This is a genomic window from Chryseobacterium gleum, from assembly GCF_900636535.1.
Classification (GTDB): Bacteria; Bacteroidota; Bacteroidia; order Flavobacteriales; family Weeksellaceae; genus Chryseobacterium; species Chryseobacterium gleum.
In genome coordinates, this window is the sequence record NZ_LR134289.1 from 3,588,901 (window position 1) to 3,604,601 (window position 15,701).

The window sequence follows — 15,701 nt, forward strand, 5'->3', positions numbered from 1 at the left end:
AATTACTACTTATATCCATAAGTCTCATTATAGAGATTTCCGGGATATTCATTTCCTTAAAATTTCACCATTTTTTTGAACTAACATAGCGGGTAGAGATTAATGCTTTATTGTATTAAACTTTATTCAATAATAATCTATAAAAAAAACTAAAAACCATTTTATGAAAAAAATATTACTAATAGCTTTTGCTTCCTTTTCGTGTTTTTCCTTTTCTCAATCCTGGAATACAAGTGGAAATTCAGGAACAACCCCACCTAATAATTTTATTGGAAACATAGATGATAAAGATCTTGTATTCAGAACGAATAATACGGAAAGAATGAGAATGTTTGGTGGTCCGTATGTAAATGGAATTTCTTTGGGGAACCTGGCCGCAGCAGGAACTCCTTATGGTTCCAGATTTGAAATCGCAAGTGTACTTTGTAATGGTTGTCAGTCACCTTGGGCAGTACCTTCGGATATAGTAATGAGAAATTTGGGCAGTAGAAATATGGAGTTTCACATGCCTAATAATAATGTTGTAGATCCAAATTCTGATACGAGTACACCTAATTCTTCGGGAATTACCAAAATAAAATTCACAGATTCTGTTCATAAAAGTAGTCTTGTTATTTTCAATACAGGAAAGGTTACGGTAGGTACAGATCAATATGATAGTGATCCTAATTTTATTTTTTATGTAAGAAAAGGATTAAAAGCTGAGCAAATAAAAGTAGAGGTTGCCTCTGCAGGCGGATGGGCTGATTATGTTTTCAGAAAAGATTATAAGTTGAGATCGCTTGAAGAAGTTGAAGAGCATATTGCTGAAAAAGGGCATCTGCCTAACATTCCTTCCGCAACAGAAGTTGAAAAGAATGGAATCAATCTGGGGGAGATGGATGCTAAGCTTCTGGAGAAAATTGAAGAACTTACCTTGTATGTTATTCAGCTTAATAGAGAGGTAAAAGAGCTGAAACAGCAAAACCACGTTCTCTCGCAAAAAGTACAACAAACAGCTAAATAAAAATCCTTTTACAATATGCAAACCTGTTCAGCTAGGGATTAATTTAATGACCCTATATATTTTCATTATTCAATAAAAAACAACACAAATGCAGAAAATCTATCATAAATCTATATTGACAGCTTCTGTTCTTTTTTTCCTGTTATCTCAGGCCCAGACAAAAGATACCTTACGGAATAATCAGAAAGAAAGAGACGTATTGGCTTTTAAAAATAAAATCAGCCAGTATGATGACTATCAAAAAACAGAAGTTCAGAGGCTTAGAAGCTTAGGATATAAAGAATTCATTTCCGAAAATGGAAATGAGAAACAGCTTATAGGTTCCGATGAAAATGGAAGACCTATGTATTACACCACCCTGAATGCCGGAGCAGCAAAAATGACAAAAGCAGACAATCTTTATGCGGGTGGAGGCTTAGGACTCAATATTACGGGGAGTAATATGAAAATAGGGCAATGGGATTATTCCAAACCAAGGACAACTCACGAGTTGTTAGCTGGTAAAATCAACAGTTATGACGCTCTACAAAACCAAACTATTTCAAGACACAGCACCAATATCGCAGGAACTCTTGTCGGCAACAATGGAGATCCGGATGCCAGGGGAATAGCTTATGATGCCATCATTAATGCTTATGACTGGAATAATGATGTCAATGAAATGTTATCAGAGGCTTATATACCCGGAAATAACGGGATATTGGTGGCAAATAACAGTTATGGTTTTGATCCTATGTATCTTCAAACATACCAGTTCGGGAAATATAACACCACAGCACAGTCATGGGATAATCTGATGTATCTGAGACCTTACCTGCAAATTGTAAAAGCTGCTGGAAATGCAAGAGAACTTAATCCGGCCATTGTACCACAGGTTTCTGCTAAAAACGGCTATGATTTACTTGAAGGTGCGGGAGTTGCCAAAAATGTTCTGGTTGTGGCTTCTGCAAAAAAAAATGCCAATATGAGTGCCGATGACGCGTTTGATGTTTCGGCATTCAGCAGCTATGGACCTTCGGATGACGGAAGAATTAAACCGGACATTTGTGCGCCGGGAGAAAATATGTACTCTTCGATAGAGACTTACGATTCAGCATATGGAGTCTACAGAGGAACTTCTTCTGCAACAGCGGTGGTTTCCGGAATCATTACTTTGCTTCAGCAATATTATAAATCTGTAAACCCTTCTCAAAATTATATGTTATCTTCAACGGTAAGAGCATTATTGGCCCATACTGCCAATGATAAAGGACCTGAAGGGCCAGATTATATTTACGGATGGGGGCTGGTGGATGCAAAAAGAGCCGCTGCCGCTATTCATGATAATATCGAAGGGATCATCAACGGAGAGAAAAAATCAACTTTAATTAAAGAAATAACCCTTAATCAGGGAAACAAATATACACTTTATGTAGTTCCTTACGAATTGAATCAGCCTTTATCGGCAACCATTTCCTGGACAGATCCCCAAGGGAATCTGGTAAGCAATGTTGTTGATTTGAATAGTCCAAGCGTTATCAATGATCTGGATTTAAAAATAGTAAGGGTAAATGCGGATGGAAGTGAGACTACTTATTATCCATGGAAATTGGGAGGAATGGGTAATCTTACCGGAGCTGCCACTAACAATTCTACCAACAATGTAGATACCATTGAAAGAGTGGATATTAAAACTCCGCAAAAGCTTACCTATAAAATTATTGTTTCTGCAAAAACAAATGCTACGCCTTTATTACCAAATGGAAACCAGACTTTTTCAATTGTAGTATCCAATGTGGATTTCTGCTATAATGAAGACCTTAGAACCCTTACCAGTCCGGCAGATGATATTACAGCAAGTCAGACTATTCTTGCAAAACAAATTATAGCAAGCAATAAGGTGATTGCTCCTGTGCAAAATGTTGAATACATTGCTTCAAAAGACATTGTGTTGCTGCCGGGTTTCCATGCGCAGCAGGGAACGGGCTTTTTGGCAATGATTACTCCATGTTTTGATATGATTTCTGCTTTGAAATATAAAGCTCAGTACAGGGGTGTTTCTGAATCTTCTTCAATCACTTACAGTGCATCGTTGGGACACTTCTCGTTATTCCCTAATCCTGCAAAAGAAGAAGTGAATATCAGATTTACCTTGCAGAATGAATCCGTTGTAAATGTTTCAGTGTATGATGCTTCCGGAAAGCAGATCCTTACACAGCAAAGCTCCGATAATTTCCCTAAAGGCGAATTTGTAAAAACTCTTGATACAAGATCTCTTGCAACAGGAGTATATGTTGTTTCAATAGAAACAGCGGAATATAAAGAAACAAAAAAACTAATCATCAAATAAACACCTGAATCACATGAAAAAAATAATAAGTGTACTGGGCGTTTTCCTGATTTCTATGCTGGAGGCACAATCACCCGGAGGAGTAAACGGAGTAAGCGTGTGGTATAAAACCAATTCTCTCCAGACTCCGGCTTTGATATATCAGGATTATAGTGGAAATCAACACCAGATACAAGCTTTGACCAGTGCTAATAAACCTAATTATTCATTGCTTAACTACAATGAATGTCTGGATTTTGACGGAAATGATGATTACCTGAAATTTCCTTTTGTAATGGAAACGGCGGATAAAATTAATTTTTATACCGCTTATCAAAACAAGACAGCCAACGCTGAAACAGCATTGTTTACGACGGATAATACCGATGAAAAGGAATTGTTTTACGGGACGAAAAATGTGTTCAGGTATAATAATGACCAGATCAATTACATCAATACGGCTACCATTGATACTTTGGCCTCATTCAGTTTATATTCTAAATTCGGAATCTCTTCTACAAAGATTACGAAGGTGATTGGAAATACAGGGCTTTCATCTATGTATGTAGGGAAAGATGCCGGAACGCATCAATGGCAAAATTTCAAAGGAAAGCTTCCGGAATTTTTTGTGTATAAAAAAATACTTACTCAGAATGAAAGAAACAGGGTAAATACTTATATGGCTGTTAAATATGCCATTACAATGCCCTACACAGAATATTTGAGCTCTAAAAATAAAAAAATCTGGAAACAGGAAGACTTTACAGATTATCCGGCAAGAGTTACGGGAATAGCCAGAGATGGATTTTCAGGCTTATATCAGAAGCAGGCCACCAGCTCATCAGAAGAAAAAAGACTAATTATTGCAGCCAAAAAATTAACTGTGGACAACAGATCCAATGATGCACAGTTTCCGGATCAAAGCTTTTTGATTTGGGGAGATAATAAAAAACCGTTGGAGTTAGATGACATCACTTTCGGATATAGACTTTTGAAAAGAAAGTGGAAAATAAGATATACTTCTGAAACATCTCAAACCATTCCTACAGAAGTGGTGTTCTCCATTAAAGATATTATCACACAAATCCCAGCAGATAAAAAATTGTGGCTTTTAGTAGATAAAACCGGTCAGGGAAATTTCAGTTCTGCCAATCTGGAAGCTTATCCAATGGATCATATAGATGGACAGCAGAATGTATATTTTAAAGATGTAATTTTTGACCAGGACCTTTCCGGAACGGATGTCTTTTCATTTGCTTTAGGGGATAAGATTCTCTCTATGTATGATCTGGCCCAACCAACATGTACTGTTTTAAAAGGGACACTCAATTTAAATATCAAAGGAGGAAAAGCTCCGTTTAATGTAGCGCTTTCCGGAAATGGAACATCACAGAATATTACAGTACAAACGTCACAACTCTCTTTCCCCAACTTAGCGGTAGGAAACTATCATCTGAATATCACGGATACAGATAATAATGTAACATCATATGACTTTACGGTTAATGATTTCAATTCCATTACCTTAGATCTGGGTCCCGATGTTATCCTCTCTTCAGGAAATCCTGCACAGTTTAATGCGGCTTCACAGATTACAGATCCGAATGCCACCTATTCATGGACTTCTGATAATGGCTTTACCAGCAATTCTCCATCAATATCTGTGTATGAACCGGGTGAATATACTGTAACGGTAACAACTTCAGATAATTGTACTAAAAAAGATACGGTAAAAGTAACCAGAAAAAGAGAAAACGGGATTGTGATTTATCCTAACCCGGTACCAAAAGGGAAGCCATTTACCATTAGAATTATCTCTGATAAAAAGGAAAATATTGATATCAAAATACATGATGCTTCCGGAAGATTGGTGAAAACTCTTCAGGATAAAGACAAAGATTATTACGAAATACAAGATACCTTACCAACAGAAGGTGTATACCTGATTATTGTAAAAACCTCATCTGAAATCAAAGTTTTCAAACTGATCGTAACAAGCTAAATAGCCATCTGAGATTTCCTGAAGCTTTCGGGAGATTTTGGGTGTTTCAAAAAAACACAATAAATAATGAGAAAGCCACTATTAAGTGTTGTAAGACAAAACACAAAACTGCTTAATTCAATTATATTTTTTACCTGCTGGTCTCAATTACACGCCCATGCCAACTCACTCTTTTTGAATAAGGGTGAAAATGTAACGCCTATTATGGAAGTTTCACCATCTTCAGGCAGAAATATTGAAAGTAAAAGCCCTGAACAAGGTAAAAATACCCCGGAAATCTCTGATTCAAAGGGGAAAACGGAAAATAAAAATAATATTCAAACTAATACTGCTGCTCCTACGGTTATTACATTACCTGAAACTAATCCGGGAGCAAATGGAAAAACAAGATATTATCTTTCAGATATTAAAGAAGGGATCATTGGTACAGATGCAGATCATCCGATAGACCAGGTATATGATAATATCTTTACTATTTCGCTTGATGAAAAGATAAACCCGGAATATCAATATACGTTAGAATATGATCTGTACGGAGCAACAAGCTATAAAGAAGTAAGTAAAGTAATTAATGATGAATTGGCAACGGGAGGAAATAATCTTCTGAAAAATGAAGGATGGGTTCATCAGTCTGAGCCTGTTTCGGTAAGCTCTGTTCATCAGGGGATTAATACTATTATCTTTACGATACCTCACCTGTCAAAATCTAGTTATAAAGTAAGAAACCTTCAAATAGGTGTTTCTGAAAAAAAGCAAAATCTTGGGAGTATAGGTGAAAAGTATAATGCTGCCACAATTTCAAAGTTTATAACCAATATCGGAGGTGCAGAAAAGCTGAACCTCGGTTCGGCAGGGCTCGCTATTCCTCAAGGAGCATTAAAGAGCTCGGAAAACTTTTCTATTACTGCTCTCAGAGATATAGATATGCCTGCATTGTCTCCGGAAATGGTGAATGTAACTTTACAAAATGCAGGATATCGATTCCTCCCTCATGGTGAGCATTTTTCGGCTCCTGCAAAAGTAACAATAGGATATGATAAAAGTAAAATCCCGACCGGATATACTGAACAGGATATCAGAACCTACTATTTTGACAAGCAACAAAAAAAATGGATTGCTTTGGAAAAAGATACTTTGAATCATCAGCAAAGTGCTTTAATTTCAAAAACCACCCACTTCACCGATATGGTAAATGGGATTCTGAAAGTGCCTGAATCTCCGGAAACAGGGAGCTATGCACCCAACTCCATTAAAGATATAAAAGCAGCAAATCCTTCTGAAGGAATTGTAAGTATTGCTCCTCCTACACCGAACAGCATGGGAAGTGTAACAACCAATTTTCCTATTAAACTTCCTGCAGGAAGAAACGGAATGCAGCCGTCATTAAATGTAAGCTACAGTAGTGAAGGCGGAAATGGCTGGATGGGAATGGGATGGGATATGTCAGTTCCTGCCGTATCCATCGACACTAGATGGGGAGTTCCTACCTATGGACATATGGATGGAGATAGCGTAGATGATGGAAAAGAAACCGAAATTTATACTTTAGGTGGTGAGCAGTTAACATTTGAAGTAAGTCCGGGCGTTTTTGCTATGCCAAACAGAAACGAAGGTTTTAATAAAGACAGAGTGCCGGACAGACAGTTCTATCCGAGAGTTGAAGGAGCATATAGCAGGATTATAAGAAAAGGGATCAACCCGGATAATTATGTGTGGATTGTCACTTCAAAAGATGGTACAGCCTCTTATTTCGGAGGGGATGAAACCGGCGTAAAAGAGAATGCGGTTCTTAGAGATGCTAATGGAAATATAGGGCATTGGGGATTATATAAAACAATAGATGCCAACGGAAATTATGTAAAATACGAGTACGATAAACCTATATACAGTTCTTCAGGTGCCATTGGGAACGGAGGAAAAGAAATGTATGTAAAAAAAATAGAATATGCTCTTCATGATGCCAACCCATCTTTAAAAAAATATACAGTCAATTTTGGTTACGATGCTCAGCAAAGAGAAGATGTACAGGTAAATGCAAGGCTTGGATTTGTGCAGGTAACTTCAAAGAGATTAGGGAATATTCAGATATTATATGATGGGACAAAGGTAAGAAGCTATGATTTTCAATATAAAAAAGGAGCATTTTCTAAATCTCTTTTGGAAAGCATTACTGAAAAAGATGCTAATGATAATGTTTTCTATACCAATAAAATAGAATATTTTAATAATATAGAAACCTCTCAGTACACTCCAGAAACTACGATAAATGCAGTAGCCAATGATGCGGGAATAAAAAGCTCATCCCTATTGGGAAATGGCAATTCCAAAAATACCACGATAGGAGGGGCTCTTACATTTGGAATTGCATTGGCTGGTGACTCTAAAGGGTACAATCCTTTAATTAAAAGTGCTACTCTCGGTGGAGACTACCAATACACAGATGGAGATGGCGGAGGAAGAATTTCCATGACAGATGTTGATGGGGACGGCCTTCCGGACAAGATTGTAAAGAATGACTGGAGCTCCCCGGAAACTGCTTTCCAGTACAGAAAGAAAGGTAGGGATACCAATCCTTTTGAAGGAACTTTATTAACTCCGGAAAATTCAAAATCTTTTTCCTACTCGAAAAGCTATACGAATGCATTTGGGTTTCAGGCTACAGCAGGAGATCTTGTTGCTGCAAGTGGTTCATTTGGAACCTCTAAGACAAAGGATTTTACCTATAACTATTTTACAGATGCCAATAGCGATGGTATACAGGATATAGTTAGCAATGGTCAAATATATTTTGGTAGGATAGACAACGGGGTTTTAAAATATACCACAGATGTGTCGCTCACACCAAACCCTATCACTAAAGGTGCGGCGATAAGTACTCCGAGTATAGATTGTAACGATTTGCTTGAAGATTACAAAAGTTCACCGCTTCACGATGTTGTTAAAGTATGGAAAGCTCCTTATGATGGATATATTAAAATTTCAGGTCTTATTAAACTGAAAAATCCTGCAAGTCCTGATGGAGTAAAGATAAGTTTACAATATTATAAACCTCAAACGAATACTTCTACTTTTTTAATTCCTTTTACAGTGCTAAATGCTGCAAATAGCACTTATATGGTTAATCAACCATCAGTGGAGGTAAAGCAAGGAGATTATTTTTATTTCAGGATAAATTCAATAGATAATGGTACAGAAGATGCAGTTGAGCTGCCAATAAATATTGAATATATATGCTCCGTTAGCCAATATATATCATTTATATAATGATTCATCAGAAACGCCACTGCGCCAATTTAATAATATAAGTCTGGTAAGCAGCAAAAACGGAACAGGAGTGCCTGTAGGGGTAAGTTCGGGAACAATTACGGGAACATTCATTAAACCGATAACTGTACGAGATATCAATATTAATGTTTTAAGAAAGCAGACAAATGGTACTGTAACACTTATAGCGAATCAGTCATTTGCATATAATAGTGCGGGAAATAATTCTATTTCCTTTAACACAGGATCGTTGTCAGAAGGAGATATTCTATATTATCAGGTAAAATCTGATGTAAATGAAAAATGGGAGAATCTAAGCTTTAATAATTTAAAACTAACAATAAACTATAACGGAGATAATATTGACATTCCAATAATTCCTGATTTTCAATTCTTTAATCTTAAAACAAATACCCCGTCGACCTTTAAATCTCACTTTTCTCCTCCTGCTAACTTTAGTAATTATGGACTATATGCAAAGCTGGCAGATAAACCAGAGGGCAACTATACTTTTATTGTAAGAACAAGGCCGGTAGGAACAGGAAACTTTGCGATACCTCAGATAACGACAATAAATTGGACCGGTAGTGCAAGTTCTATTCAGCAGCTTTCCATTTATCAGTCTATCCAGCAGGGCTATGAATATTATGTGGAGTGCTACTCTGATCTTGGTGCCGATGAGGGCTTAGATGGCTATACTTCTAATATACAGGTTGAGCTCCGTGAGCCTGTATATTTCAACACTTCTGCACCAACTGTATTTGCTACTCATGATATAAATGTTTATGGCAAAGACACAGATAAAATATATCAAACAGGATCTACATCCAATCTTTCACAAGATGATGGAAGGTTTGGAGCAATGTACAGAAACTGGGGGCAGTTTATATATCATGGTGGATATGGAACTCTTCCTGCTGCGTGTAGTCAGTTACAAAGTCAGTTAGTCGATTATGGAAGCCAGGCAATAGATCCAGGAAAGTTGGTTCCTCCTAATGATCCAAATGATTCTACTCCTTTGAATGAAAGAGTATTTATCATGATGAATGCTTATAATGGACGAGATCTTAATGCACCAACGAATTCAGACTATGTTCAAAGATTTGTCGGAATTAGCAAAACTACTTACGTTCAAAATCAGGATGTTTCTACCTCTAGAATGGGGATGACTGATATGGGAGTACTTTCACAGGGTTCATCATCAGATGCTCCCGGAATTTTTAATGCACCGGTGAAACAGTCAAAAACAACTAATAATAATACAGGTTCCTCCCTGGGAGCTGGACCGTTTTCATTAAATAATACGACGTCTTCCGGTAACACGATCAATACGCTGGATTATTTTGATATGAACGGAGATGGCTATCCGGATGTATTGAATGGTAATATGATCCAGTATACCAATATGATCGGTATGCTTTCCGCTTATACAATAGCGGGGGCAAATGATAACTCGCATAGAACAGATCATTCCAATTCAGGAAAAGGAATGGGGCAGAATTATCCGTTATCAGGAAAATCCAATAATTCCAGCAATAAGAATGCACAGCAGGCTGCCGAAGCAGGAATTAACTTCTCTGCTGGATCGTCTAATGGAAGTGATAGTTCAAACTATAGCTATATAGATATTAATGGTGATGGTTTATTAGATAAGGTTGCAGAGAGTGGGCAGGTACAGCTCAATTTAGGATATTCTTATGCCGCTCCGGAAAACCTTTCTTATGGAAGCTTTAGAAATGGAGAAACAACTTCTTCCAACTTAGGAGCGGGAGCATCTATTGGGGGAACTACAACGAGCAACCTGCCTAAAGGATTAAGTATGTTCAATGCGAGTATATCTTTCGGAGCAGGGAAATCAGAAACACTTAGTGATCAGAAAACATCATTGATAGATATAAATAATGATGGATTAGCAGATTTAGTTAGCGTTTCCGGGGGAAACCTAAATGTGCAGTTAAATACAGGGAACAGATTTGTTTCAATACCATGGAATGCATCTTCAGCTATTCAGCAGGATGTTTCCAGAGGATATAATTTAAACATAGCGGCTACCGCATCTGTACTTATTCCGATTGGAACTACCGGAAATTCATTTAAAATTTCTATAAATCCAAGCTCAAGCTTTGGAGAAGGAGACAGCAATGTGCAGCAGCAGATTATGGATCTAAATGGAGATGGATATCCGGACTTGTTGAGATCACAAGTTGATGGGAATGGAAACTTTATCAACAATACAGGTCTTGTAAAATATTCTACCATTGGAACAACCAATCTTCTTAAGAAAGTAACCACTCCAATGGGAGGTTCTTGGGAAGTTACTTATGAAAGGACCGGAAACACCTATGATATGCCTCAAAACAAATATGTGTTGAAAAGCGTAATTACTAATGATGGATTTACCGGGGATAATGCTTTTGGACCGGATGTTTCTAAAATCACAGTAGATTATGATAATCCATATTACAGTAGAAGAGAAAGGACTTTTTATGGATTTGCCCAAGTAATAACAAACCAGATGGATACCAAACAGGGAGGAGCCGCCTCCAATGTGGTGTACAGAAAAACAGTACAGCGCTTCCATAATAAAAATTATTATTTAAAAGGGCTTTTAACTGATGAACTTTTTACTGACGCCGCTGGGAAAATCTGGAAAATAACAGGTATTGAATATAATTTAAGACGGATAAAAGATACCAATACCCCTTGGATATATTTACAGCTGGAAGATGAGAAAAACTACGGAGACTACGGATATGCTTGTTTTGTTACTGTACGTAGAAAGATTGCTGCATTAACGGAAGGAGAGACAGGCGCAAAATCGACCTCTACTTTCTTCACAAATTTTGACCAATGGGGAAATGTGACGAAATCCTATGATCATGGGGATCCGGACATTGGCACCTCTGAGGTATTATACACCGATACTAATTATACGTTAATCAACCCATCGTCCTATATTATTATGCCAACATCCGTTAAGAGCGTGGTGCTTGGTACACAAGGTTTAACCAGAGAAAAAAAAGCGGAGTATAACGCGAATGGTGATCTATCAAAACTTGCGATCCTTAACCAGGGTGCAAACTATGCAGTGTATGATTTTGAATACGATGTGTATGGAAATATCACTAAATCCACAGGGCCTGAAAATAATGGAGGTCAAAGGTTTTTCCATCAGTATACTTATGATGATTATATCAAAACATATCCGGTAAAAGTTCAGGATGCATTTGGGTATAGCAGCAAAACCCAATATGATTTCCGCTTTGGATTACCAACACTTACCGAAGATATGAATCTTCAGCCCATGAAGTTTGTGTATGATGCCAAAGCCAGAATCACAGAAATTGTTGGTCCATACGAGATGTTTAACAATATTCCATGGACAATCAAATTTGAATATAATCCAATTACCAATGCTCCGCAAAATGCTTCCAATGCACAATCTTATGCAATTACGAAGCATTATGATCCGGAATACACAGACAGTACCATTAATACGATTACCATTGCCGATGGAAACGGAGATGCCATTCAGGTAAAGAAAACAGGAGACATCCATAATGAAGGAGTAAAATATATTGTTGCCGGAAAAGTAGAACAGGATGCATTTGGCAGAGCTTTAAAGACATATTATCCGACAACTGAAAGTATAGGAACGAATAATACTCTATATAATGCAGCCGTAGATAGTATTGAACCTACCATCAATCAGTATGATATATTAGACAGGGTGGTTTATACTAAATTGCCGGGAGAAAACCTGTTCTCAACAGTTACTTATGGTTTCGGAACAGATGTGCAGGGAAGAAATATGTTTCAAACAACCTTCAAAGATGAACTGGGAAGTGTTAAGAAAACTTACACGGATATCAAAGGTAGAACCACTTCTGTTCATGAAGTGTCCAATACAGGAGATATTAAAACCCAATTCACTCATGATGCCATTGGAGAGATTTTACAGGTAAAAGATGTTCAGAATAACATTACAACCTCTGTATATGATGATCTGGGAAGAAGGATTTCTTACACTCATCCGGATAGTGGAACTACTACGTATAAGTATGACAAAGCAAGTAATATGCTGTCTAAAACCAATTCTGCCAATGAAGAAGTTCAGTATGAATATGATTATACGAGATTGAAGGCTGTTAACTATCCTGTATATCCTGAGAATAATGTGAAGTATTATTACGGAAATGCATTAGATGCTTCAGCAATGGATAATAATGCGGTAGGAAAATTATGGTACCAGACGGATGCTACCGGAACTCAATATCTGAAATATGGAAGATTAGGAGAGCTTACCTATCAAAGAAGATCTGTAGCGGTTCCGGGAGCGGGAGTGTATTGGTTTGGCACAGAATGGAAGTATGATACATGGAACCGTGTAAAATCCATTATCTATCCTGACGGCGAAGTGGTAAACTATAAGTATAACAGAGCCGGAAACTTAAATAACGTTTCTTCTGATAAAGATGGAAATCATTATAAAATGATCAATGGAATCGGCTATGATAAATTTGAGCAAAGAGTCTATTTAGCAAACGGAAACGGAACGGAAACTACGTATGAGTATGAAACCAACCGCAGAAGATTGCTTAAAATGTATGCTAAAAACAGCAACAGGTACTTTATGCAGAATACCTATCAGTATGACGTGGTTTCTAATGTAATGCAGGTGCATAATAACGCCCCGGTGGTCAGTGGATTGCTCGGAGGAGGAACTAATCATGCCTATGGATATGATGATCTGTACCGCCTTACGTCTGCTTCAGGAAACTGGAGAGGGATTAATACTCAGGCACAGGAAGAACGTCATCGCTATACGGTTAGCATGACTTATGATAATATGCACAATATCATGAGCAAAACCCAGAAGCACGAATGGACTACCGGAGCAACCAATAATAACTGGACAGCCCTGGAGCCGACTTCTTATAGATTGAATTATAAGTACGAAAATACGGCCCATCCGCATGCTCCTTCTACGATTGTTGATGAGCCTAACTTGGTGCCATCCTCTACATGCTGTAACCCGAATGATCCGGGAGTGAAGTTCCAACACTATAAATATGATGCGAAAGGAAATCCTACCGGAATTGATCAGGAAACGTGTACATTTACAGAAGCAAAAGCGGTATATATGTGGGATGAAGAAAACCGTCTGCGTTTTGTAGATACCAATCCTTCTACTCCTGAAGTTGACGGAGCGGCAATCTACACCTACGACGCAGGGGGAGAAAGAATTATAAAAGACGTTCTGTCTTCAGGAGTTCTGTTTAGAACAGGAGGAGAGCAAACCAGCACCTGGCCTCAGCCGTTATATACCTCTCATTCTGCAACGATCTATCCTAACGGACTGGTAACGGTAAACTTCATATTTGATAATTCTCAGCCTGGAACGACATTACCACGTTACACCAAACACTATTATGCAGGAAGCCAAAGAATAGTAAGTAAAATAGGAACCAGCCCGAATATCGGGATGTTTGATTGTAACTGGCTGATCATTCCGTTAGGAGGTACCACTCCTCCAATAAACCCGGTGAATGTATCCAATACTATTCTGCAAACCGCTATTCAGAGCAACTTGAATACTATGCAGGTAAATAATATTACTGCACCACCTAATTATGGACAAAATGCAGGATATAATGGAAATTGTGTTAATGATTATACAGGGCCAAAGGAAGAGCAAATCTATTGGCTCCATCCGGACCACTTAGGTTCAAGCAGCTATATTACAGGAGTAGATGGTGAAGTAACACAGAATATAGAATATTTCCCAAGCGGCGAGGTATTTGTAGAGAATCATAATAAAGGAAGCAATAACAGTCTGTATAAGTTTAATGGCAAGGAACTTGATGCTGAAACTGGGTATTATTATTATGGAGCGAGGTATTATAATCCTAGAGTTTCTCTTTGGTTGAATGTGGATCCGCTAGCTGATTATAATCCTTTCTATAACAAAGAGCATTACATAGACGGACAGCACAACGGTGGAGCCTATAATTCTGGAAATCTTAATCCTTATATTTATACCTATCAGAATCCTGTACGATACATTGACCCTAATGGGAAGCAGGTAGATGCAGTATTTAACAAATCAACAGGAAACCTTGCCATTATACCTGATGTAAGTAAAGTCAATACAAAATTGCCTTACAAATTTGTATCTGCCAAAAATTATAGTGAATTAAGAGCTTCTGACAAAACCAAATACAACTATGGAATACTTGTAAGAGGTGTATTTACAGGTGGGCATTCTGAAAATGGAAATGTTACAAGAGATCCTGATAGACCACAACAAAAACCTATACCAAATGGTAATTATGATATTTTAGATAATAATGCAGATACTAGGCACACAGGCTGGTTCAGATTAGATAAAAAAGATGGTAGCCCATATAATGATAAGGATGATGCCACAGGAAGAGATGGTTTTAGATTTCATTTAGGAACTGAAAGCTGGGGTTGCGTTACTTGTGATGTTTCACAAGGAGATAGAAAACAAGAATGGAGTATTATAACTGATGCTCTTAATTCAACAAAAACAGAATCAGTTCCAGAAAAACGAGGAAATCAAAAATGGAATCCACTCTCTTGGTTAACGAAGTATGGAACTTTAAGAGTTACAGGAAAAGATAAAGTACCCACTAAAAAAGAAGGAAAATGATGAAGTTATTTTTTAAAGTGGGGTTAATAATCCTAGTGTTAAATTGTACATTTTCATGCAATAAGCAATGCAATGTAAAAGGGATTTTAGTTAGTGAGTTATTAATTGTTGTATCAAAAGAAAAGTCTATTAATTATTGTGATTTATTAAGTTCTGCCTTAAATGGTAATAATGAAGCTATAAAAGAACTGTCATTATTAGAGTTTAATGATTCAACAGGTTATGATCATGGTTCAGTTCTTGTGGAATTAATTTTAAAAATAGGAGAAGATAAATATCTAAAAGGTGTAGAGCCTTTAAATGTAAAGCAGAAAAAATTAGTACAATCTTATTTAGATGTAGGCTTGGAGTATGGAAATATTTCCCATATAAAAGAAAAAAGATTGGACAAAGTTTTTCCAACTATTGACACCTATTTAACTATGGAATAGCTCATTAGAATCAA

The 15,701-nt window shown here is 37.2% G+C and carries 6 protein-coding genes; all 6 read left to right on the plus strand.

Features of this window, described 5'->3' with window-relative positions; translation table 11 throughout:
* Window positions 1-163 precede the first annotated feature (163 nt).
* The 6 genes from EL165_RS16365 (at window position 164) to EL165_RS16390 (ending at window position 15,687) form a co-directional block, all read left to right on the plus strand.
* Window positions 164-1,006 carry a hypothetical protein gene (locus EL165_RS16365; RefSeq protein ID WP_002982179.1) on the plus strand — a complete coding sequence of 281 codons (843 nt, stop codon included), beginning with the start codon at window positions 164-166 and terminating at the stop codon, window positions 1,004-1,006.
* A gap of 88 nt (window positions 1,007-1,094) precedes the next feature.
* Window positions 1,095-3,335, plus strand: coding sequence for a S8 family serine peptidase (locus EL165_RS16370; RefSeq protein ID WP_002982181.1), 2,241 nt, complete (start codon window positions 1,095-1,097; stop codon window positions 3,333-3,335).
* 13 nt (window positions 3,336-3,348) lie between these two features.
* On the plus strand, window positions 3,349-5,316 hold the full coding sequence (locus tag EL165_RS16375) for a DUF8202 domain-containing protein (protein ID WP_002982183.1): 1,968 nt from the start codon (window positions 3,349-3,351) through the stop codon (window positions 5,314-5,316).
* A gap of 66 nt (window positions 5,317-5,382) precedes the next feature.
* Entirely contained in the window at window positions 5,383-8,580 is a 3,198-nt protein-coding gene (locus tag EL165_RS16380; protein WP_002982185.1) for a SpvB/TcaC N-terminal domain-containing protein, read from the plus strand.
* Entirely contained in the window at window positions 8,537-15,256 is a 6,720-nt protein-coding gene (locus tag EL165_RS16385) for a toxin TcdB middle/N-terminal domain-containing protein (RefSeq protein WP_002982187.1), read from the plus strand. The genes EL165_RS16380 and EL165_RS16385 overlap by 44 nt, the downstream gene beginning before the upstream one ends.
* Window positions 15,253-15,687 carry a hypothetical protein gene (locus EL165_RS16390; RefSeq protein ID WP_002982189.1) on the plus strand — a complete coding sequence of 145 codons (435 nt, stop codon included), beginning with the start codon at window positions 15,253-15,255 and terminating at the stop codon, window positions 15,685-15,687. The genes EL165_RS16385 and EL165_RS16390 overlap by 4 nt, the downstream gene beginning before the upstream one ends.
* Window positions 15,688-15,701: the final 14 nt, after the last annotated feature.